The organism is Yersinia bercovieri ATCC 43970, from assembly GCF_013282745.1.
GTDB lineage: Bacteria > Pseudomonadota > Gammaproteobacteria > Enterobacterales > Enterobacteriaceae > Yersinia > Yersinia bercovieri.
The window spans coordinates 1,542,231-1,564,958 of the sequence record NZ_CP054044.1 but is presented as its reverse complement, the minus strand read 5'-3'; the positions used below and the strand labels follow the sequence as shown (position 1 = coordinate 1,564,958).

Below are 22,728 nucleotides of genomic sequence, written 5' to 3'. Positions count from 1 at the left end.
CGAATACCTACAGAGTTATCACAGTTATTGGTTATCTGACAATATTTATTTAAATTATTATTTTGTGAGTCCACACACGAAACGCCACAAACGTATTATTTATCAACCAGTAAAACCCACATTAGCATACTGGGTTTTTTTTGCGGGCCGAGCTGCAATTTTTAATTTTAGTGCAGCAGTTACAGCGAAATTTCTCGCGATATTTCGCAAACCCACCATTTTCCTGCGCACAGAAAAAATCCCCGAGGCACTATCTTGCTTGCAACAATTACAGCAAAGGAGTGCATTATGTCACTGGCAACCATTCACACTCGTGCCACGCTGGGCATTCAGGCTCCCAATGTCACGGTAGAAGTCCATATCAGCAATGGGCTACCGGGATTAGTCTTGGTCGGCTTACCAGAAACCACGGTAAAAGAGGCACGGGATAGGGTTCGAAGCGCATTAATCAACAGCGGTTTTAACTTTCCCGCGAAGCGGATCACTGTCAGTCTGGCACCGGCAGACTTACCAAAAGAGGGGGGTCGTTATGATCTGCCTATCGCATTAGCGATACTGGCGGCGTCAGAACAGATTCCTACAGATAAATTAGCGCACTATGAGTTCTTGGGTGAACTCGCCCTGTCAGGAGCGCTAAGGCGGGTTAGCGGCGCAATTCCGGCAGCACTCGCCAGTCGTGAGGCCCAGCGACAGCTAATCCTCCCGACCGCCAATCATCTTGAGATAGGTTTGATCCCACAAGGTAACAGCTGGGTTGCTGAACACCTATTGGCGGTGTGTGGTTTTTTGCAGGGTGAAAACAGCCTCGCTCAGGGCCACCCCCTTGAGCCGACCCCATCTTGGGATAACAACCTCGACCTGCAAGATATCATCGGCCAATCACAGGCTAAGCGCGCTTTGGAGATCGCCGCAGCTGGCGGCCATAACTTACTGCTGCTTGGGCCACCGGGAACCGGTAAAACTATGCTGGCCAATCGGCTGACCGGATTACTGCCGCCGCTCACCGATCAAGAAGCGCTGGAGGCTGCCGCCATCAACGGCCTGCTGCACAGTAACGAACTCCCCGCCCAGTGGCGTCACCGCGCTTTTCGCGCCCCCCATCACAGCGCATCCATGGCGGCACTGATTGGTGGCGGCTCCATTCCCCGTCCGGGTGAGGTATCGCTGGCCCACAATGGGGTGCTGTTTCTGGATGAACTGCCAGAATTTGAGCGGCGGGTACTGGACTCACTACGTGAGCCGCTGGAGTCAGGCGAGATCATTATTTCCCGCGCAGCAGCCAAAGTATGTTTTCCCGCGAAAGTGCAACTGATAGCCGCGATGAATCCCAGCCCCAGCGGCCATTATCAGGGCATTCATAACCGAACGCCACCACAACAAATTTTGCGCTATCTGGCAAAACTGTCTGGCCCGTTTCTGGATAGATTTGATCTCTCAATTGAAGTCCCATTGCTCCCCGCAGGTATGCTCGGGGCACAGAAAAATCAGGGGGAGAGTAGTGAAACGGTTAGGCTGCGAGTGTTACAGGCGAGGCAAAGGCAGCTAGATAGGGCTGGAAAGATAAATACCCAACTGAGCAGCCAAGAAGTTGCTGAACATTGCTATTTAGCACCGGAGAACGCCGCCTTTCTGGAACAGGTTCTGTTGACATTGGGGTTGTCGGTGCGCGCCTGGCACCATATTTTGAAAGTCGCACGTACCATCGCGGATCTGGCTCAGGAAAATAGCATCCAAAAAAGTCATCTTTCAGAAGCGCTAAGCTATCGTTGTATGGATCGATTGCTGTTGCAGCTACATAAGAGCCTAATGTGAATAGGGAGCAAAAACCCCCTATTATTCATCACCGCACTTACACCCTGCGGCTTCGAAAACAGAGAGTATACCCAAAGTCATTGGAGTCGCAGGTAGGCAGCAAGCAAACAAATCCCGATGAGCTTACCCAAGTAAGTGATTCGGGTGCGTGAGCGCGGCTAACAACCCTGCGGCTTCGAAAACGGAGAGTATACCCAAAGTCATTGGAGTCGCAGGTAGGCAGCAAGCAAACAAATCCCGATGAGCTTACCCAAGTAAGTGATTCGGGTGCGTGAGCGCGGCTAACAACCCTGCGGCTTCAAGGACGAAGGGGATTAGTCGTCGCTATCAGTATAATCTTCCACCGCATCCATCTGCGGCTTACCGCCTGACAACGTATGGAAGCGTTTAGGACGACGAGTCCGGGTCACATATTTTGACCAGACTTTTTCCTCGGCACTGACTGGTTCACGTTCGCCGCGACAAACAGCCACAAACTGCTGTTCTTCTTCCGTTGCAGGCTCGCGCTTGCCAAGGTCGAGTTCGTTAAAAGCGTAACCATGGCGCTCTAGCAATTGCGCCTCTTTAATGGTGAAATCGCCGTGACGCGAGAACCCGCGAGGATAATGTTTATTATCAAAAAAACGATTGGTCGTGATGAAGCTATCCGCCATCTGACACGCTCCTAATTCTCTCATGGTCGTGCTGTTTATGGCGCGGAGTATTAGATAGGCTTGACAGCGTGTAAAACAAAACATTTAAATCTTAACGATAAAAAAAATTGGAGATAGGTGTGGATACTGAATTACTGAAAACCTTTTTGGAAGTCAGTAGAACTCGCCACTTTGGTCGTGCTGCTGAATCTTTGTACTTAACGCAGTCGGCGGTAAGTTTTCGTATCCGTCAGTTGGAAAATCAATTAGGTGCAAATTTATTCACTCGTCATCGCAATAATATTCGTCTAACACCGGCAGGTGAGCGGCTGGTTCCCTATGCTGAAACACTGATGAGCACCTGGCAACTGGCTAAAAAAGAGGTGGCACACTCGCTGCAACATACTGAATTGTCTATTGGTGCAACCGCGTCGCTTTGGGAGGCTTACCTCACCCCCTGGTTGCAACAATTGTACCAACAGCGAGGCTCATTGCGCCTTGAGGCACGTATTGCCCTTCGGCAATCGCTGGTGAAACAGTTGCACGAACGGCAACTGGATTTGCTGATGACCACCGAACCACCGAAAATGGACGAGTTAGCCAGCCAGCTGTTAGGGCATTTTTCGCTGCGACTTTTTTCGTCTATAGCCCCTGATTCGTCGAAAGAAAATGACGTCGAGAATGAGCATGAAAATGCAAATGAAGCGCCCTATATCAAACTTGAGTGGGGAGCTGATTTTCAGTTGCAAGAGAATCGACTACTCAACAGTGAGCAGTCGCCGGTATTAACCACCACCTCGGCCCATTTAACCCGGCAGCTATTGGAAACCACCGGGGGTTGCGCATTCTTGCCGGAACATTGGCAAAAAGAGTACCCTCAATTGGTACTTAATGCTGATATACCCGCAATCGTACGGCCACTGTATGCCGTTTGGTTGCAAAACAGTGACCAACAACCCTTGATCCGACAACTATTAAAAACCCCTATGAATAACGCCACCCAGAGCGCTATACCGGATTAAGTGGTGGTGACTTAGGGCGAGCTCGGCGATTCAAATAAAAGGCACTCATCATCTTCTGAATCGCAATAAAGCTAAATAGCAAGATTCCGATGACAATCTTGGTCCACCATGAGCTGAGCGTGCCATCGAAAGTGATGTAACTCTGTATCAGCCCCTGAATCAACACTCCAAACAGGGTGCCGAAGACAGTTCCGATCCCCCCGGTGAGTAATGTGCCGCCGATAACGACGGCAGCAATAGCATCTAACTCGACACCACTGGCCGCCAAGGCATAACCTGCGGAGGTGTAAAGCGAGAAAACAATGCCCGACAATGCGGCGAGGGTGCTCGATAACATATAGATTTTAATGGTGGTTTTTCTGACGGGAACGCCCATCAGCGCAGCGGAAACACTGTTCCCCCCTATCGCATAGACGTTATGACCAAAACGGGTACGGTGGGCCAGTAAGACCCCAAATACCACCACCATTAGCATGATGAAGGCGAGTAATGTAAATCGCCCCCCTCCGGGGACTTTCCAAGCATAGTTCGCCAGCGTGGCATAGATCGGGTGATTAATGGGAATAGACTCTTCAGACACGATAAAACTCATGCCTCGCACAAAGAACATCCCCGCCAAAGTGATGATGAACGCCGGAAGTTTCAGGGAGTCGATAATCCATCCCATCAATGCACCAAACATCGCCCCCATAAATAAGACTATGGCGAAGGCATATACCGGATGAATACCATAAGTCCCGATTAACTTTGCCAACAGCACGCCGGTAAAAGCAATGACTGAACCAACGGATAAATCGATCCCACCCGATAAAATAACGAAGGTCATACCCACGGCAACAATGCCCAGAAAGGCATTATCCGTCAGTAAATCACACCATACGCGGGTGGATGAAAAGCTGGGAAACTGGCTGAGACAAAAAGCATATCCCAGAATAAAAACGGCAATAGTAATCAGCAAAGGAATATTACGCTTTAACATTACTTTCGCCTCCGGAAGATATGGCTAAATGAGATCATTGGTGACTGCACCACCAAGACAGCTAAGACCACAATGGCTTTAAGCACTAAGTTAAATTCCGGCTGATAACCGGAGAGTAAGATCCCAGTATTCATCCCCTGAATAATCAAAGCGCCGATCACCGAGAGCAGAAGGTTAAAACGCCCCCCCATCAAGGATGCGCCACCAATAACCACCGCCAGAATTGCATCCAACTCCAGCCATAAACCAGCATTGTTCGCATCTGCACCACGGATATCTGCGGTCACGATAATGCCCGCAACGGCGGCACAGACACCACAGATCACATACACCGCAATGAGCACCAACCGAGTACTCACCCCCGCATTCCGCGCTGAACGTAAGTTAATGCCCACTGACTCAATAAATAGCCCCAGTGCTGTTTTGCGGGTCAATAACCACACAATAATCAGCATACTCAATGCGATGACCACGGACATCGGCAAGTACATCAACGTACTGCTGCCTAACTTCGCCAAACCACCACTATCAAAAGTAACAATTTGCCCTTCTGTAATCAGTTGGGCGATGCCGCGTCCGGCCACCATTAACATCAAGGTGGCAACAATGGGTTGAATTTGTAATACCGCCACCAAGAAGCCGTTCCATAATCCGCATAACGCGCCAACTGCCAGCGCGGCGGCTAATACGGTCGGTAAAGGATGCCCCGCACTGGTTAATGTCGCTGCTGTCGCCCCAGCAATCGCCATCACCGCCCCGACAGATAGGTCTATGCCGCCAGTGGCAATCACTAATGTCATTCCCAGAGCCAATAAGGCAACAGGCGCGCCTCGATTCAAGATATCAATGACACTGCCAAACAGTCGCCCATCCTGAATGTGGATCGAGAAAAAGTGTGGAGCGACCAAACTATCAATTAATAAAATGACCGCCAGAGCGCCAAATTGAGTGGCACCTTTCGGTAAGACCCAGTTAACTTTGCGCGGTCGTTGCGGCATCGATAGGCTCCTATTTACCATGAGGTAACTCCTTATTACACCGCAATCGCCTGCATAATGGCAGGAACGGAAATCTCACTGTGCTCAAGCTGAGCAATATGCCGGCGGTCACGCAGCACAATGACGCGATCGGCATATCCCGCTAACTCTTCTAACTCGGATGAGATAATTAACAGTGCCAACCCTTCGTCACACAGCTTCTCAATCAGTCGAATAATCTCAGCATGTGCCCCTACATCAATTCCGCGTGTTGGCTCATCCAAAATTAAAAATCGCGGTTTTGTGGCGAGCCAACGGGCTAATAACACCTTTTGCTGATTTCCGCCGGAGAGATATTGAATTTGTTGCTCGGGGCCGGGGGTGCGAATACCCAACTGCTGAATGAACTCCTCAGCGATTTGAGTTTGTTCCCGCATTGAGATGGGCCGCAACCAGCCCCGTTGGGCCTGTAATGCCAGGATAATATTTTCCCGAACCGTTGCCGCGCCGACAATGCCATCCGTTTTGCGATCTTCCGGACAATAGCCAAAACCAAATTTTGATGCTTTCCGGGGGGTTCTGATTTTGACCGGCTTGCCCTGAATTTTGGCTTCGCCGGTATCCGGTGTGGTGACACCGAAAATTAGCTGTGCGGTTTCGGTACGTCCTGAGCCTAATAAGCCCGCCAGACCAACAATTTCACCAGGAGAAACCGATAAGTCAAAACTTTCAACCACACCCCGTCGACCATAGTTTTTAAACTCAACCAATGGGTTACTTGCCGTAATATTATGTTCACCGCGTTTCAGTAATTGCTCATCAAAACTGTGGCCCAGCATCATCTGTACCAACTCAATGCGGGGAAGTTCTGCGGCAGTTTTCGTGCCGACGAGTTTGCCATTACGAAAAACGGTGATGCGATCACTGATCCGATAGACCTGATCGAGGAAATGGGTCACGAATACCATGCCGATGCCTTGGTCTCGTAACTGACGTAAAATATCCAGTAACATACTGACTTCTTTGGCGTCCAAACTGGCCGTCGGTTCATCCAAAATCAGAACTTTTGCTGAGAGATCAACGGCGCGGGCAATCGCGACAATTTGTTGTATCGCAATAGAAAAGTTCGCTAAAGGCTGCTGCACATCTAATGCTAAGCCATAACCGGTCAGTAGCTTCTCCGCCTGCCGGTTCATCGTCCGGTGATCAATCATTCCCCAGCGTAATGGCTCCCGGCCAATAAAGAGATTAGCCGCAACCGATATGTTGGGCAGTAAGTTAACTTCTTGATAAACAGTACCAATCCCCATTTTTTGAGCATCAGCCGTATCAATTGGACAAATAGCCTTACCGTCCAAATAGACCTCACCGGCGCTGCGCTTATAGACCCCAGTTAATGCTTTGATTAATGTCGATTTCCCTGCACCATTCTCCCCCAACAAGGCGACAACTTCACCGCGATGCAGAGAAAAATCGACAGAGTCCAATGCCTTAACACCCGGAAATTCAACCGACAAGCCGCGGACTTCTAGCAGTGTTTCCATCAGATGTACCTATGCTCAAAAACGACTCAGATATTGCCCAAATACAGGTGACGAAAGTAGGCGGAGCAAGCCCCGCCTTTGAATCAATAACCTAGGCTTTTCTTAGATTCATACTCCTGTTTGGCCGTGTCAGGCTGTAGCAGGCGAGATTCTGTCTGGATAAATTTAGGCGGTTGAGTCCCGTCTTTCTTCAGTGCAATTAATGCGTCGAAAGCCGGACCCGCCATATTTGGCGTTAACTCGACGGTAGCGTTTGCTTCGCCGCTACTCATTGCTTTAAAGATGTCAGGTACACCGTCGATAGAGACGATTTTGATTTCTGTACCGGGTTTCAGGCCCGCTTCTTTAATGGCTTGAATGGCACCAATCGCCATGTCATCGTTATGCGCATAAACAGCGCAGATATTCTTGCCGTTTTGCTCCGCCTTGATGAAGCTCTCCATCACTTCTTTACCCTTACTGCGCGTGAAATCCCCGGATTGAGAGCGGATAATTTTCACGTTAGGTGCTGAAGCTATCCCATCAGCGAAACCTTTTTTACGGTTAATGGCCACGCTAGAACCCACGGTGCCTTGCAGTTCAACGACATTACAAGGCTTGCCTGCCACATCCTTCAAGAGCCACTCACCCGCAACCTTACCTTCATAAACGCTATCTGAAGCTACGGCTGCTGTGTATAAAGAAGGGTCATTGACTTCAATCATACGGTCGAGCAGGAATACCGGGATTTTGGCCTCTTTCGCTTCCTGTAATACTGGTGTCCAACCCGTTGCAACCACTGGCGCAATAAAAATGGCATCAACACCCTGAGCGATAAAGGATCTCACTGCTTTTATTTGGTTTTCTTGTTTTTGTTGAGCATCCGCTATTTTTAATGTTATCCCGCGTTTTTCCGCTTCTTGTTTAGAAACCTTAGTTTCCGCAGAGCGCCAACCAGATTCTGAACCTATTTGAGAGAAACCCACGACTAACGGAGCCGCCTGGACTGCACTACACATTGCCGTTGTTACAGCAGCTGCTAACAGTAAACGCCTGTACATATTTATTCTCCTCACTTGCCATCGTCGGGCCGTTGATTCATTCCCATTCCGCAGAACAGTTCAGATAATCATTCAGGTTATTAACTGCCCTGAAGTTCGGCCAATTTGCAGATAATGTCGTTCGAAAAACAGATAATATTTTTTAAGGTGAGCTTCCCGATAGCTAAAATGTTAATTAGTTTTAGTACATTTTGTAAAAGTAATAATGAGCAACGTCACACCACAGAATAACAATCGTTTTGTACATAAATTCAGCCAAATAGGTATACATTGGGAACGTTACCTTCTTAAGTTTTGTGGTGGCTAAAGAAGAAATAGGATCAATAAGTGGAGCGCTCACACAGAGGCTATTTGCTGGATTAACCAAAACAATTGGGAGATATAAGACAAAAATAGAAGAGTAGCAGCCATTACAGCGCTGAAAAGAAGGAGTAAAAATAGTGTGGGAGTCATGACTCCCAGCCGAAACGACAATTTTAGTACCTACACAGAAATTAGTGTCATTAGCTAATTTCAACTGTTTGATTAAGCATCAGAAACAGGTGTGATTATGGACGAAAAATTGAAGGCTCATGTTTCTGTTCACTAATTTGGAGCAGCTGACAGGTGATGAATCGCTTTATAATCGAGCTGAATAACCCTTCAGCAGCTATCTAGTAAAACATGAAGTCATGACGATGACCAAATACCGTGCATAGGCTTTGATTTTGGACATAAAAAAACCCCTCGCTTTCGCGAAGGGTTATTTATATGGCAGGGGCGGAGAGACTCGAACTCGCGACACCCGGTTTTGGAGACCGGTGCTCTACCAACTGAGCTACGCCCCTAAATTGCGCTTAACATTATGCCTGCTAACATAAGCAGGCATAATTTAAATAAGTGGCGGAACGGACGGGGCTCGAACCCGCGACCCCCTGCGTGACAGGCAGGTATTCTAACCAACTGAACTACCGCTCCACCGATTCTTTTACGTGTATCTTCCCGATACTTACCCCTTACAGGGCCAGCGCTCCGCGCTGTGCAAAACCGCTTCTGGCGATTTTGTCAGTTACCAGATGTCACTCTGATAACTCGTGTTTGATGCCTGGCAGTGTCCTACTCTCGCATGGGGAGACCCCACACTACCATCGGCGCTACGGCGTTTCACTTCTGAGTTCGGCATGGGATCAGGTGGGACCACCGCGCTATGGCCGCCAGGCAAATTCTGTTTTAACTCACCCGCTTCACTATAATATATCGTGCAGCCAGTCAGCCCAATCTCGGAACTTCGCTGAAAATCTCTCTCTCAAACCACCAAAACACCTTTGGTGTTGTAAGGTTAAGCCTCACGGATCATTAGTACTGGTTAGCTCAATGCATCGCTGCACTTACACACCCAGCCTATCAACGTCATAGTCTTTAACGTTCCTTCAGGGGGCTTAAAGCCCCAGGGAAGACTCATCTCGAGGCAAGTTTCCCGCTTAGATGCTTTCAGCGGTTATCTCTTCCGAATTTAGCTACCGGGCAATGCCATTGGCATGACAACCCGAACACCAGTGATTCGTCCACTCCGGTCCTCTCGTACTAGGAGCAGCCCCTCTCAATCTTCCAACGCCCACGGCAGATAGGGACCGAACTGTCTCACGACGTTCTAAACCCAGCTCGCGTACCACTTTAAATGGCGAACAGCCATACCCTTGGGACCTACTTCAGCCCCAGGATGTGATGAGCCGACATCGAGGTGCCAAACACCGCCGTCGATATGAACTCTTGGGCGGTATCAGCCTGTTATCCCCGGAGTACCTTTTATCCGTTGAGCGATGGCCCTTCCATTCAGAACCACCGGATCACTAAGACCTACTTTCGTACCTGCTCGAGCCGTCACTCTCGCAGTCAAGCTAGCTTATGCCTTTGCACTAACCTCACGATGTCCGACCGTGATTAGCTAACCTTCGTGCTCCTCCGTTACTCTTTGGGAGGAGACCGCCCCAGTCAAACTACCCACCAGACACTGTCCTCACCCCGGATTACGGGGCCGAGTTAGAACATCAAACATTAAAGGGTGGTATTTCAAGGTTGGCTCCATGCAGACTGGCGTCCACACTTCAATGCCTCCCACCTATCCTACACATCAAGGCTCAATGTTCAGTGTCAAGCTATAGTAAAGGTTCACGGGGTCTTTCCGTCTTGCCGCGGGTACACTGCATCTTCACAGCGAGTTCAATTTCACTGAGTCTCGGGTGGAGACAGCCTGGCCATCATTACGCCATTCGTGCAGGTCGGAACTTACCCGACAAGGAATTTCGCTACCTTAGGACCGTTATAGTTACGGCCGCCGTTTACTGGGGCTTCGATCAAGAGCTTCGCCTTGCGGCTGACCCCATCAATTAACCTTCCAGCACCGGGCAGGCGTCACACCGTATACGTCCACTTTCGTGTTTGCACAGTGCTGTGTTTTTATTAAACAGTTGCAGCCAGCTGGTATCTGCGACTGGCTTCAGCTCCGAGAGCAAGTCTCTTCACCTACCGCCAGCGTGCCTTCTCCCGAAGTTACGGCACCATTTTGCCTAGTTCCTTCACCCGAGTTCTCTCAAGCGCCTGAGTATTCTCTACCTGACCACCTGTGTCGGTTTGGGGTACGATTTAATGTTACCTGATGCTTAGAGGCTTTTCCTGGAAGCTTGGCATCAACTACTTCACCACCGTAGTGGCTCGTCATCACACCTCAGCGTTGATAAGCAACCGGATTTACCTGGTCACTCCGCCTACATGCTTAAACCGGGACAACCGTCGCCCGGATAGCCTAGCCTTCTCCGTCCCCCCTTCGCAGTAACACCAAGTACAGGAATATTAACCTGTTTCCCATCGACTACGCTTTTCAGCCTCGCCTTAGGGGTCGACTCACCCTGCCCCGATTAACGTTGGACAGGAACCCTTGGTCTTCCGGCGTGCGGGTTTTTCACCCGCATTATCGTTACTTATGTCAGCATTCGCACTTCTGATACCTCCAGCAACCCTCACAGGTCACCTTCAACGGCTTACAGAACGCTCCCCTACCCAACAACACCTAAGTGTCGCTGCCGCAGCTTCGGTGCATGGTTTAGCCCCGTTACATCTTCCGCGCAGGCCGACTCGACCAGTGAGCTATTACGCTTTCTTTAAATGATGGCTGCTTCTAAGCCAACATCCTGGCTGTCTGTGCCTTCCCACATCGTTTCCCACTTAACCATGACTTTGGGACCTTAGCTGGCGGTCTGGGTTGTTTCCCTCTTCACGACGGACGTTAGCACCCGCCGTGTGTCTCCCGTGATAACATTCTTCGGTATTCGGAGTTTGCATCGGTTTGGTAAGTCGGGATGACCCCCTAGCCGAAACAGTGCTCTACCCCCGAAGATGAGTTCACGAGGCGCTACCTAAATAGCTTTCGGGGAGAACCAGCTATCTCCCGGTTTGATTGGCCTTTCACCCCCAGCCACAAGTCATCCGCTAATTTTTCAACATTAGTCGGTTCGGTCCTCCAGTTAGTGTTACCCAACCTTCAACCTGCCCATGGCTAGATCACCGGGTTTCGGGTCTATACCTTGCAACTAGACGCCCAGTTAAGACTCGGTTTCCCTACGGCTCCCCTATTCGGTTAACCTTGCTACAAAATATAAGTCGCTGACCCATTATACAAAAGGTACGCAGTCACACCACGAAGGTGCTCCCACTGCTTGTACGTACACGGTTTCAGGTTCTATTTCACTCCCCTCGCCGGGGTTCTTTTCGCCTTTCCCTCACGGTACTGGTTCACTATCGGTCAGTCAGGAGTATTTAGCCTTGGAGGATGGTCCCCCCATATTCAGACAGGATGTCACGTGTCCCGCCCTACTCATCGAGTTCACAGAATATGCATTTTTGTGTACGGGACTATCACCCTGTACCGTGCGACTTTCCAGACGCTTCCACTAACACATAAACTGATTCAGACTCTGGGCTCTTCCCCGTTCGCTCGCCGCTACTGGGGGAATCTCGGTTGATTTCTTTTCCTCGGGGTACTTAGATGTTTCAGTTCCCCCGGTTCGCCTTGCATGGCTATGTATTCACCATGCAATAGTGCAACGAATTGCACTGGGTTTCCCCATTCGGGTATCGTCGGTTGTAACGCTTCATATCAGCTTACCGACGCTTTTCGCAGATTAGCACGCCCTTCATCGCCTCTGACTGCCTAGGCATCCACCGTGTACGCTTAGTCGCTTAACCTCACAACCCGAAGGTGTCTTTGCAGACCCTTGCGTTGCGATTATTTGAGAGACTCTAATACAGGCTACTCCTTATCTCAGTCACTCTACGGAGAGATAAGTTTCAGCTGTATTGTTTCAATTTTCAGCTTGTTCCAGATTGTTAAAGAGCAATATCTTAAACACGACTCGTTAAAGTCATCTTTAAGTTATTTTTTAGTTCATAAAGAACCGGTTGATAATGTCTTTCACACATTATCGGATTGGCGTCCCCAAGGGGATTCGAACCCCTGTTACAGCCGTGAAAGGGCAGTGTCCTAGGCCTCTAGACGATGGGGACACAAAAATTGCTACTGAATCAGTGATTCAGTATTTTTGTGTAAAGGTGAGAATGTGGCAACACATTCGAACGACTGATGCAGTGAAAACCCGATACCGGACTTTTACAGCACAATCATCACCCTCATCAACAGGTGCTCTTGCTCATTACATTCTATCAGACAATCTGTGTGGACACTGCGCAATGCGTATCGTGAGGTAAGGAGGTGATCCAACCGCAGGTTCCCCTACGGTTACCTTGTTACGACTTCACCCCAGTCATGAATCACAAAGTGGTAAGCGCCCTCCCGAAGGTTAAGCTACCTACTTCTTTTGCAACCCACTCCCATGGTGTGACGGGCGGTGTGTACAAGGCCCGGGAACGTATTCACCGTAGCATTCTGATCTACGATTACTAGCGATTCCGACTTCATGGAGTCGAGTTGCAGACTCCAATCCGGACTACGACAGACTTTATGTGGTCCGCTTGCTCTCGCGAGTTCGCTTCACTTTGTATCTGCCATTGTAGCACGTGTGTAGCCCTACTCGTAAGGGCCATGATGACTTGACGTCATCCCCACCTTCCTCCGGTTTGTCACCGGCAGTCTCCCTTGAGTTCCCACCATTACGTGCTGGCAACAAAGGATAAGGGTTGCGCTCGTTGCGGGACTTAACCCAACATTTCACAACACGAGCTGACGACAGCCATGCAGCACCTGTCTCACAGTTCCCGAAGGCACCGAAGCATCTCTGCTAAGTTCTGTGGATGTCAAGAGTAGGTAAGGTTCTTCGCGTTGCATCGAATTAAACCACATGCTCCACCGCTTGTGCGGGCCCCCGTCAATTCATTTGAGTTTTAACCTTGCGGCCGTACTCCCCAGGCGGTCGACTTAACGCGTTAGCTCCGGAAGCCACGCCTCAAGGGCACAACCTCCAAGTCGACATCGTTTACAGCGTGGACTACCAGGGTATCTAATCCTGTTTGCTCCCCACGCTTTCGCACCTGAGCGTCAGTCTTTGTCCAGGGGGCCGCCTTCGCCACCGGTATTCCTCCAGATCTCTACGCATTTCACCGCTACACCTGGAATTCTACCCCCCTCTACAAGACTCTAGCTTGCCAGTTTCAAATGCAGTTCCCACGTTAAGCGCGGGGATTTCACATCTGACTTAACAAACCGCCTGCGTGCGCTTTACGCCCAGTAATTCCGATTAACGCTTGCACCCTCCGTATTACCGCGGCTGCTGGCACGGAGTTAGCCGGTGCTTCTTCTGCGAGTAACGTCAATCAATCGTGCTATTAACACGACTGCCTTCCTCCTCGCTGAAAGTGCTTTACAACCCGAAGGCCTTCTTCACACACGCGGCATGGCTGCATCAGGCTTGCGCCCATTGTGCAATATTCCCCACTGCTGCCTCCCGTAGGAGTCTGGACCGTGTCTCAGTTCCAGTGTGGCTGGTCATCCTCTCAGACCAGCTAGGGATCGTCGCCTAGGTGAGCCATTACCCCACCTACTAGCTAATCCCATCTGGGTTCATCCGATGGCGTGAGGCCCGAAGGTCCCCCACTTTGCTCTTACGAGGTCATGCGGTATTAGCTACCGTTTCCAGTAGTTATCCCCCTCCATCAGGCAGATCCCCAGACATTACTCACCCGTCCGCCGCTCGCCGGCAAAGTAGTAAACTACTTCCCGCTGCCGCTCGACTTGCATGTGTTAGGCCTGCCGCCAGCGTTCAATCTGAGCCATGATCAAACTCTTCAATTTAAGATTTGTTTGATTTGCTGCTAATGAAAGCAGCGATGCTCAAAGATTACTTTCTGCAAATATGCATTCGAACCGAAGTTCAAATGTGTACTGCTTTGGTCACTCTTCAAGACTTTGATATTGCTTCTGCCTGCCGAAACAGGCTTCGATATCGTCTTGCGAGTGCCCACACAGATTGTCTGATAAATTGTTAAAGAGCGTTCGTTACCCGTTGGCTTTTCAGCGAATCTTACGGTAACGCGGGAGGCAGATAATACGCTTTCCCGCTGAAGAGTCAAGGTGTTATTTGATTTCTTTCGAACTCAAACGCGTTCTTTTCTCTTCCTGACCCGGCGAAGTTTGTTTCGTTGTTCCCGGTCAGTGGAGGCGCATTATAGGGAGTTCCTGACAGGCTGCAACCCCTAATTTGAAAAAACTTTTCAACCGCTGTTTCTTTGGTCAAAACGCCGTTAAATTGGTAGTTTTTGCAGCGTTTGGAAGCCATAACCCTGCAGAACGGGCAATAAAGCGTCAGTGTCCGTGTTCAGCGCCATGCAATACGCCATGTTCTCATCTTGAGAAGAGACCACATTTTCCTGAGAAGAGATCAGCCAGGCGGTTCGGCGAGCAATGGCAGCACCGGAATCGACCATACGTGTACCTTCCGGCAATACTTGTGCTAACTCTTCTGCTAATAGAGGGAAATGCGTGCAACCTAAGACGATGGTGTCTGGTGGTTCACGCATTGCCAGCCATGGATGAAGGATTTTCTTTAATGCTTCGACAGAAACGACGCCGCCATGCAGTTTGCTTTCTGCCAGTTCCACCAGCTCAGATGAACCCAATAGCTCAATTTTGCAATCAGTGGCAAAGCGCGCAATGAGATCCAGTGTATAAGAGGCATGAACGGTGCCGCGGGTCGCCAATAAGCCAACAACACCATTGCGGGTGAGCCGCACCGCAGGTTTGATAGCGGGTACTACACCAACCACGGGGAATGCGAAGCGCTCGCGTAGAGCAGGGAGGGAGACGGTGCTGGCGGTGTTACATGCAATAACCACAATCGCCAGTGGGTGGCGCTGCTGTACCGCGGTGACAATTTCCAAGACGCGTTCAACAATAAATTCACCGGACTTCTCCCCATAAGGGAAGGCAACATTGTCGAATGCATATATATAGTGGAGATCCGGCAGCAACTGCCGAATCTCTTGATAGACAGATAGCCCGCCAACACCTGAGTCAAAAATCAGCGCTGTCGGGCGAGGAGCAGTATTGACCTTAGAAGTTATAGCTTCCGGTGAGGTAATACTCTCGTCCAGCGGTTTTATAGCCATAAGCCGTTTCGTAATCTTTATCAAACAGGTTAGCAATTCTACCACGAACTGTTAGATGAGAAGTAACGGGATAAGCAATCGAAGCGTCTACTGTGCTGTAACTTGGTAATTCACGCTGAGTCGCACTATAAAGAGAGGTGTTATTGTCGTAGCGCTTGCCGTAATACTGGTATGACACATCCATATCAAAATTGAACATTGCCCAATCCAGTTGATACTTGGCCTGATGTTTAGAGCGGCGGGCTAGGACTTCGTTATTGAGATCATTACGCGGGTCAATATATTGCAATGTGACCTGGTGGGTGAAGATGCCTGTATCGAAGTTTCCGCTCCACTCCACGCCTTTTATCGTCGCGGAGTTAACATTGTAATATTGTCCAATATAGGTCACTGGATCTGAGTCGTAGTCGATCAGGTTTTCAATTTTGTTGTGATAAGCTGACAAACGCCAGTCAAGCGGCCCGGTCACCCCTTCTAACCCAGCTTCCCATTGGCGGGACTCTTCCGGCTTAAGGTTGCTGTTTGGCTCAATCCGAGGGCTAAAGCGCTGTGCGCCGTACTGTTGGCCCAACGACGGCGCCAGGAAGCCCGTTCCGTAAGATAAGGTCACGCGGTAATCAGGAACGAATTCCCAGCCCGCCGCAGTTTGCCATGTCTCATGCCAGCCAAATTGTTCATCTTTATCGGCACGGCCCGAGGCTTCTAGCGTCACGCTGTCAAATTTTTGCTGCCCGCTGAGGTATAAGCCGGTGTTATCCCGCTTATAACTGTCAGAAATCGTGGTGTTGGATGAGGTCAAACGCTGCTGCTGCCAGTCAAGCCCTGCGCTTAGGGTCGCACTTTCGAAGCTATAAGTGTTGCCCCATTGTAGATTTCGCTGTTCCATATCATCCAGCGTGGTCGCCACCCCATAGCGGCCATATTGGCTGCTGTAGTTGTAATCTTTATATTTCTGGTAGCTGGCAATTAATTGAGCAGAGTAAGCGCCCGCTGCATAACGCAGACCGGTATCATAAGTGTGGTTATATAACCGCTCTTTATCGCCACTGTATTCAGGGAGGTAAGGTGTGCTCCCGACATCGTAATCCGTGCTATTGGTATAGCCATAACCTCGGACAAAACCAGAGAACGCTTGGTTGAACTGATGATCCAGCCCTGCCCAGAAGTTTTTATTACGGAAGCCGTCTCGATCACTGTCTACCGAGTAATCTGAACCCGGTTTGATGTTGAAGCCGTTAGTGGTTTGATACCCCCCCGCTACCGTCGCCAATGTATCACCAAAGCGCTGACGGACACTGCCATCATATTGCTGGTAGCCTTTAGAACCGACGCCAGCATTAATCTGTGCGCCTTCTTTATCTGATTGCGTAATCACGTTAATCACACCACCAATCGCACCTGAGCCATAGACCGCCGAGCGCGGCCCACGGATGTATTCAACTCGCTGCACTAAAGAGATCGGTATTTGATTGAAGTCGACACTGTTGATGATACCGGTACGCGCCAGAGGAATACCATCAACCAGTACCAGTACATGCCGGGCTTCGGTGCCGCGGATATACATAGAAGAGCCTTGCCCTAAACCACCAAATTGCGCGATATCCACACCCGGTAACCGGCGCATCACTTCATTGAGGCTTTTGGCCTGCCAGCGATCGATATCATCCCGCGTCACGACATCCGTGGGGGCCAATACAGTGGAGACTGGCTGTTTAAAACGGCTGGCAGTCACCACCATTTCGTCATTGTTACCGGTGGTGTTGTTACCCTGCGCCCAGCCAGAAAATGCCGTCACAGAGAGCGCTGTGAGCAGCGTATATTTTTTAATTGTCATAAAGCATCCAAACTCAATTGGTGGATGCCGCAGTGCCATGGCCGGTAGTACGCGACGACCACGAATATTGCGACGTAATACCGGCAGGTCTTCGGGCTTGGGATCTCTGAGAACAGAGCTGGCGATGACTTCCCATCCTGGTGGACAGTGTCTGTTGCAACCTTTCGCCGTGACTTCCCCTTACCGCTGCGCGTCAGCTCCGGATTTACACCGGATTCCCTTTTAACTCGTAGGTGTATAAGTACCGCATGAGGCCGGACCGCAATGTTACGATTAAGTAAAATGGATGTCTAGACTTCCATTCTTGGAACGAAGAATAAGCATAACAAAACTGGACATCAGGGCCACTTTCCCTACAATCCGCAGGAATAACCCTCTTTTTATGTCCAAACGAGAAGAAACATGACTCCCAACATCCTGCCGACTGACGGCTATGATCACCAATTGGCGGAAAAATCTGCCCGTCTTCAGGCAATGATGTTGCCGTTTCAGGCCCCCGCTCCGGAAATATTCCGTTCTCCTGCCGAGCATTACCGTATGCGGGCGGAGTTCCGCGTTTGGCACGATGATGACGACCTCTACCACATCATGTTTGACCAACAGACCAAGCAGCGTATTCGGGTCGAGCAGTTCCCGGTCGCCAGTCTGTTAATCAATCGTCTGATGAGCGCCCTGATGACCGCCATCCGGGCTGAGCCGATCTTGCGCCGTAAGCTATTTCAGATTGATTACTTATCGACTCTGAGCGGTAAGCTGATCGCCTCTTTACTGTATCACCGCCAATTAGATGAAGAGTGGCAGCAAAAAGCGCTGGAGTTGCGAGATCAACTGCGCGAGCAGGGTTTTGATCTGCAACTGATTGGGCGGGCTGCGAAAACCAAAATCATGTTGGATCATGACTATATCGATGAAGTGTTGCCAGTTGCGGGCCGTGAGATGATTTATCGTCAGGTTGAGAATAGCTTCACCCAGCCGAATGCTGCGGTGAACATTCATATGTTGGAGTGGGCGATCGATGTCACTCAACATGCAAGTGGGGATCTGCTGGAGCTGTACTGCGGTAATGGCAACTTCTCGTTGGCACTAGCACGTAATTTTGATCGGGTGCTGGCAACTGAGATAGCCAAACCCTCAGTGGCAGCGGCGCAATACAATATTGCAGCGAATAATATCGATAACGTGCAAATTATTCGTATGTCAGCGGAAGAGTTCACTCAGGCCATGCAAGGTGTCCGTGAGTTTACTCGCCTGAAAGGCATTGATTTGAAAAGCTATAACTGTGAGACAATTTTTGTCGATCCACCGCGTAGCGGGCTGGATGATGAAACCGTCAAATTGGTGCAGGCTTATCCGCGTATCCTCTATATCTCCTGTAACCCAGAGACGCTGTGCGCCAATTTGGAACAGTTGCAGCACACCCATAAAATCAGCCGCTTAGCGCTCTTCGATCAGTTCCCTTATACCCATCATATGGAGTGTGGGGTCTTGTTGGAGAAGCGGGACTAACGAATAACTGAATCCTAGATAAACAAAAGGGCAACGCTATGTTGCCCTGAAGTTATTGGCAGAGTGCCAGCGGCGGAGAGAACAGGCAGATCGTAAAGACGCCGCCCGAAAACTACTGCGGCTGCTGGTTATCGCTATTCTCTGACTCAAATTCCGTGTTCGCCTGCGCCGATTTACGCGCCTTTAGCTTAAACAAGATCCAGAACACCAGCGCCACACTGAGAATAGAGGGCACGAAGTTGGAGCCAATCGCCGGATGCTCGACCCGCACAATGGCGCTGTACACTAAAATGCCCAGCAAGAAACAGGCCGCAGCCAGCACTGGCAACCCCTGCGGCATGGCAAAATTGAGGTAGCGCTGATGCAAGCAATACACCGCCAATATTAACGTCAGCAGCGGGAAGATTGAAAAAGGGACAAACGCGCTAAATAGTGTGCTGAATGAACCATTGATGGCCAAACCCGTGATCAATGCCAACAGCAGAGTGCCCGTTTCACGGCGAGGCTGTTTCTCCGGGTGAGATTGCTTTTCAAGGTAAGATTGTTTTTCTGGGGTAGATTGTTCCATCATTTTCCTTTCCTTATTAAGTGCGGGATACAGCGAGCTTCTCCTGCTCGCGACGATACCAATAATAAGCGCCTTTGGAGATCATCCGCAGTTGTAGCACCAAGCGTTCTTCTAACTGTCGCCGCTGTTCACTGTCCACGTCCAGCGCTTCTGCACCCGCACTGAAGACAATTGTGACCATGGCCTCAGCTTGAGCTTCGGTGAAGCTGCGCGGCATGTGATTTTCCAGTTCGAGATAATCGGCCAACTCGGCAATAAAATGCTGAATTTCACGCGCAACAGCGGCCCGGAAGGCTGCTGAGGTGCCCGAGCGCTCCCGCAGCAATAAGCGGAAGGCATTGGGATTATTGCCGATAAATTCCATAAATGTAGAAACTGACGTACGGATAACACTGCCGCCCTTGGCAATCCGCTGACGTGCCTGACGCATCAGTTGGCGTAACATCAGGCCGCTTTCATCGACCATTGTCAGACCAAGCTCGTCGACATCACGAAAATGCCGATAAAAAGAAGTCGGCGCGATGCCCGCTTCGCGAGAGACTTCCCGCAAACTCAAGCTAGCAAAACTCCGCTCAGCACTCAGTTGGCTGAACGCCGCTTCGATAAGGGAACGACGAGTCCGCTCTTTTTGTTGTGCTCTGACGCCCATAATCGTGCCCAAGGGATATCCAAATTCTCAATCTAAGACATATAGTCAGCAATATACCAAACTTTATAGTAACAACCGTTATACAAACGTATCATCCCAATACGGAATTACCGCTTTACAGCAACCATCACGGTGATTTACCCATTGTTGATTGGGTTATGCTTGGGATGATGTTAATATATCGTTGTAATTTTGTATAATAATAGGTCTCTCCTACATGCAACAGCACTTCCATTTTGATGCCATTGTTATTGGCTCGGGTCCTGGCGGTGAAGGTGCCGCTATGGGGTTGGTCAAGCAAGGCGCCCGCGTTGCCGTGATTGAACGGTACAATAATGTGGGTGGTGGATGTACCCATTGGGGCACTATCCCATCCAAAGCTTTACGCCACGCCGTTAGCCGTATTATAGAATTCAACCAAAACCCACTCTACAGCGACAATGCCCGAACCATCAGCTCCTCTTTCGCTGATATTTTAAACCATGCGGATCGCGTAATTAATCAGCAAACCCGCATGCGCCAAGGCTTTTACGATCGCAACCACTGCCAGATGTTCTCCGGCGATGCCAGCTTCATTGATGCCAATACTATCAATGTGCGTTATGCCGACGGCACCAGCGATACACTGCGCGCCGATAACATCGTCATTGCCACGGGTTCACGCCCTTATCGCCCAGCAAACGTTGATTTTACCCACGAACGCATTTACGACAGTGATACCATTTTGCAGCTCAGCCATGAGCCACAACACGTCATTATCTATGGTGCGGGGGTGATTGGCTGCGAATATGCATCGATCTTCCGTGGTTTGAGTGTCAAAGTGGATTTGATTAATACCCGCGACCGCCTGCTGGCTTTCCTCGATCAGGAGATGTCAGATGCCCTCTCGTACCACTTCTGGAATAACGGCGTGGTTATCCGCCACAACGAAGAGTTTGAGCAGATTGAGGGGACGGTTGATGGGGTTATCGTTCATTTGAAATCAGGCAAAAAAGTGAAGGCGGATTGCTTGTTGTACGCCAATGGCCGCACCGGGAATACCAGTGGGTTAGGGCTGGAAAAGATTGGTTTGGAAGCCGACAGCCGTGGCCTGCTGAAGGTCAACAGCATGTATCAGACCGCACTATCCCATGTGTACGCCGTCGGTGATGTCATTGGTTATCCGAGTTTGGCCTCCGCAGCTTATGATCAAGGGCGGATTGCGGCACAAGCGATGATCAAAGGTGAAGCCAATGTTCACTTGATCGAAGATATCCCAACCGGCATTTACACCATTCCAGAGATCAGCTCTGTGGGTAAAACCGAGCAAGAGTTGACCGCGATGAAAGTGCCTTACGAGGTCGGTCGGGCGCAGTTTAAGCACCTGGCGCGCGCACAGATTGTCGGGATGAATACCGGCAGCTTGAAAATCCTGTTCCATCGGGAAACCAAGCAGATCCTCGGCATTCATTGCTTTGGTGAACGCGCGGCTGAAATTATCCACATCGGGCAGGCTATCATGGAGCAAAAAGGCGAAGGTAATACCCTCGAATACTTCGTTAATACTACCTTCAACTACCCAACGATGGCCGAAGCTTATCGTGTGGCTGCCCTCAATGGGTTAAACCGCCTGTTCTAACTTTTCGCTTATCACGTCCTGGCTCATGCGCGGTTGCATGTGCTCACGTATCGCCTCGGCAAGTTGCTCATAGCGGCCACGCAATGGGGAGCCGGGGCGGTAGACCAAGGCAATGGTGCGCTTGGGTATCGGCTTGTAGCACTCCAGATAGCATACGCCGTCACGCTCTCTTTCATTCGGCACCGCCAGTGAAGGCAATAGCGTGATGCCGCTGCCTGCGGCGACCATATTGCGCAAGGTTTCTAAACTGGTAGCACGGAAATGTGTATCCTCTTCAGCGCCGGCCTGGAAGCAAAAACCCATCGCCTGATCACGTAAACAGTGACCATCTTCCAGCATCAGCAACTTCTCGCCAGCCAGTTCATGCATCTGCACTCGATCACGGCCTGCCCACGGATGATCGGCGTAAATCGCCAGTTGCATCGGTTCGTCAAACAGCGGGACTTCAATAAACGCTTCGCTCTCTTTAACCAGTGCCAAAATGGCACAATCGAGCTTGCCACTGTCCAACTGAGCTAGCAGGTTTTGGGTCTGCGCTTCATGCAGATACATTTCCAGTTTTGGGAATGTTTGATGCAGCGTAGGAATGATTTGCGGCAGCAGATAAGGCCCGACCGTAGGGATCAGCCCAATATGCAGCGGGCCAGACATACTCTCACCCTGCAAACTAGCCATCTCTTTCAGTACTTTAACTTCCCGTAGCACCGTTCTGGCCTGCTCCACCAGCAACAATCCAGCCTGCGTAAACAGGACTTTACGACTAGTGCGCTCTAACAGCATAACGCCCAGCTCATCTTCCAGTTTACGGATTTGACCGCTTAACGTGGGTTGGCTGACATGACAAGAGTCGGCAGCACGCCGAAAATGCCTGAATTCAGCCAGCGCCACCAGGTATTCTAGATCTCGAATATTCATCGATGCTCCGCTTTATGATAGTCATTGACGATAGATAAG

Annotated in this window: 14 protein-coding genes, 3 tRNA genes, 3 rRNA genes and 1 riboswitch; of the genes, 4 read left to right on the top strand and 16 right to left on the bottom strand. The window is 50.1% G+C overall.

Annotated elements, in window-relative coordinates:
• The first annotated feature begins 288 nt into the window (after nucleotides 1-288).
• On the top strand, nucleotides 289-1,812 hold the full coding sequence (locus HRK25_RS07015; RefSeq protein ID WP_005279319.1) for a YifB family Mg chelatase-like AAA ATPase: 1,524 nt from the start codon (nucleotides 289-291) through the stop codon (nucleotides 1,810-1,812).
• Between the two features lie 314 nt (nucleotides 1,813-2,126).
• Here HRK25_RS07015 and HRK25_RS07010 read toward each other — a convergent pair whose 3' ends face one another.
• A complete protein-coding gene (locus HRK25_RS07010; RefSeq protein WP_005279710.1) occupies nucleotides 2,127-2,465 on the bottom strand; it encodes a MaoP family protein in 339 nt (112 codons plus the stop codon).
• A 119-nt stretch (nucleotides 2,466-2,584) separates the two neighbouring features.
• On the opposite strand from HRK25_RS07010, the gene hdfR reads away from it, so the two are divergent.
• The gene (hdfR, locus tag HRK25_RS07005; protein ID WP_032899127.1) at nucleotides 2,585-3,466 is read left to right on the top strand and encodes an HTH-type transcriptional regulator HdfR; all 882 of its coding nucleotides are present in this window, start codon (nucleotides 2,585-2,587) and stop codon (nucleotides 3,464-3,466) included.
• Here hdfR and yjfF read toward each other — a convergent pair.
• The 12 genes from yjfF to btuB all read right to left on the bottom strand — a co-directional run bounded on the left by yjfF (nucleotide 3,453) and on the right by btuB (nucleotide 17,433).
• The gene (gene yjfF, locus HRK25_RS07000; protein WP_032899126.1) at nucleotides 3,453-4,445 is read right to left on the bottom strand and encodes a galactofuranose ABC transporter, permease protein YjfF; all 993 of its coding nucleotides are present in this window, start codon (nucleotides 4,443-4,445) and stop codon (nucleotides 3,453-3,455) included. The two genes, hdfR and yjfF, sit on opposite strands and share 14 nt — an antisense overlap.
• On the bottom strand, nucleotides 4,445-5,443 hold the full coding sequence (ytfT, locus tag HRK25_RS06995; protein ID WP_005279708.1) for a galactofuranose ABC transporter, ATP-binding protein YtfT: 999 nt from the start codon (nucleotides 5,441-5,443) through the stop codon (nucleotides 4,445-4,447). Before ytfT ends, yjfF begins: the two co-directional genes overlap by 1 nt.
• A 35-nt stretch (nucleotides 5,444-5,478) precedes the next feature.
• Nucleotides 5,479-6,966 (bottom strand): galactofuranose ABC transporter, ATP-binding protein YtfR, encoded by a 1,488-nt coding sequence (gene ytfR / locus HRK25_RS06990; protein ID WP_005279706.1) that lies wholly within the window; start codon nucleotides 6,964-6,966, stop codon nucleotides 5,479-5,481.
• A gap of 83 nt (nucleotides 6,967-7,049) precedes the next feature.
• Nucleotides 7,050-8,006 carry a galactofuranose ABC transporter, galactofuranose-binding protein YtfQ gene (gene ytfQ, locus HRK25_RS06985; RefSeq protein ID WP_032899125.1) on the bottom strand — a complete coding sequence of 319 codons (957 nt, stop codon included), beginning with the start codon at nucleotides 8,004-8,006 and terminating at the stop codon, nucleotides 7,050-7,052.
• A gap of 751 nt (nucleotides 8,007-8,757) precedes the next feature.
• Nucleotides 8,758-8,833, bottom strand: a tRNA-Trp gene (locus tag HRK25_RS06980).
• 53 nt (nucleotides 8,834-8,886) lie between these two features.
• A tRNA-Asp gene (locus HRK25_RS06975) sits at nucleotides 8,887-8,963 on the bottom strand.
• 125 nt (nucleotides 8,964-9,088) lie between these two features.
• A 5S ribosomal RNA gene (gene rrf, locus HRK25_RS06970) occupies nucleotides 9,089-9,204 on the bottom strand.
• Nucleotides 9,205-9,320: 116 nt separating this feature from the next.
• Nucleotides 9,321-12,227, bottom strand: a 23S ribosomal RNA gene (locus HRK25_RS06965).
• A gap of 242 nt (nucleotides 12,228-12,469) precedes the next feature.
• Nucleotides 12,470-12,545 (bottom strand) — tRNA-Glu (locus HRK25_RS06960).
• 198 nt (nucleotides 12,546-12,743) lie between these two features.
• Nucleotides 12,744-14,286, bottom strand: a 16S ribosomal RNA gene (locus tag HRK25_RS06955).
• The 16S, 23S and 5S rRNA genes sit together here with 3 tRNA genes alongside, the layout of an rRNA operon.
• A 449-nt stretch (nucleotides 14,287-14,735) precedes the next feature.
• Entirely contained in the window at nucleotides 14,736-15,599 is an 864-nt protein-coding gene (gene murI / locus HRK25_RS06950) for a glutamate racemase (protein ID WP_032898695.1), read from the bottom strand.
• Entirely contained in the window at nucleotides 15,544-17,433 is a 1,890-nt protein-coding gene (btuB, locus tag HRK25_RS06945) for a TonB-dependent vitamin B12 receptor BtuB (RefSeq protein WP_032898696.1), read from the bottom strand. The genes murI and btuB overlap by 56 nt, the downstream gene beginning before the upstream one ends.
• A gap of 65 nt (nucleotides 17,434-17,498) precedes the next feature.
• Nucleotides 17,499-17,707: riboswitch (cobalamin riboswitch) on the bottom strand.
• Nucleotides 17,708-17,835: 128 nt separating this feature from the next.
• Here btuB and trmA point away from each other — a divergent pair.
• A complete protein-coding gene (gene trmA, locus HRK25_RS06940) occupies nucleotides 17,836-18,939 on the top strand; it encodes a tRNA (uridine(54)-C5)-methyltransferase TrmA (protein WP_005278210.1) in 1,104 nt (367 codons plus the stop codon).
• Between the two features lie 112 nt (nucleotides 18,940-19,051).
• Here trmA and HRK25_RS06935 read toward each other — a convergent pair whose 3' ends face one another.
• Both HRK25_RS06935 and fabR read right to left on the bottom strand, forming a co-directional pair.
• The gene (locus HRK25_RS06935) at nucleotides 19,052-19,510 is read right to left on the bottom strand and encodes a YijD family membrane protein (RefSeq protein ID WP_005278212.1); all 459 of its coding nucleotides are present in this window, start codon (nucleotides 19,508-19,510) and stop codon (nucleotides 19,052-19,054) included.
• 13 nt (nucleotides 19,511-19,523) lie between these two features.
• Nucleotides 19,524-20,156 carry an HTH-type transcriptional repressor FabR gene (gene fabR / locus HRK25_RS06930; RefSeq protein ID WP_005278214.1) on the bottom strand — a complete coding sequence of 211 codons (633 nt, stop codon included), beginning with the start codon at nucleotides 20,154-20,156 and terminating at the stop codon, nucleotides 19,524-19,526.
• A gap of 217 nt (nucleotides 20,157-20,373) precedes the next feature.
• On the opposite strand from fabR, the gene sthA reads away from it, so the two are divergent.
• Nucleotides 20,374-21,774, top strand: coding sequence for a Si-specific NAD(P)(+) transhydrogenase (gene sthA, locus HRK25_RS06925; protein WP_005278216.1), 1,401 nt, complete (start codon nucleotides 20,374-20,376; stop codon nucleotides 21,772-21,774).
• On the opposite strand, the gene oxyR is transcribed toward sthA, so the two are convergent.
• Nucleotides 21,757-22,689: a DNA-binding transcriptional regulator OxyR gene (gene oxyR / locus HRK25_RS06920; RefSeq protein WP_032898697.1), complete on the bottom strand. Its 933-nt coding sequence runs from the start codon at nucleotides 22,687-22,689 to the stop codon at nucleotides 21,757-21,759. The genes sthA and oxyR overlap by 18 nt on opposite strands.
• Between the last annotated feature and the right edge of the window lie 39 nt (nucleotides 22,690-22,728).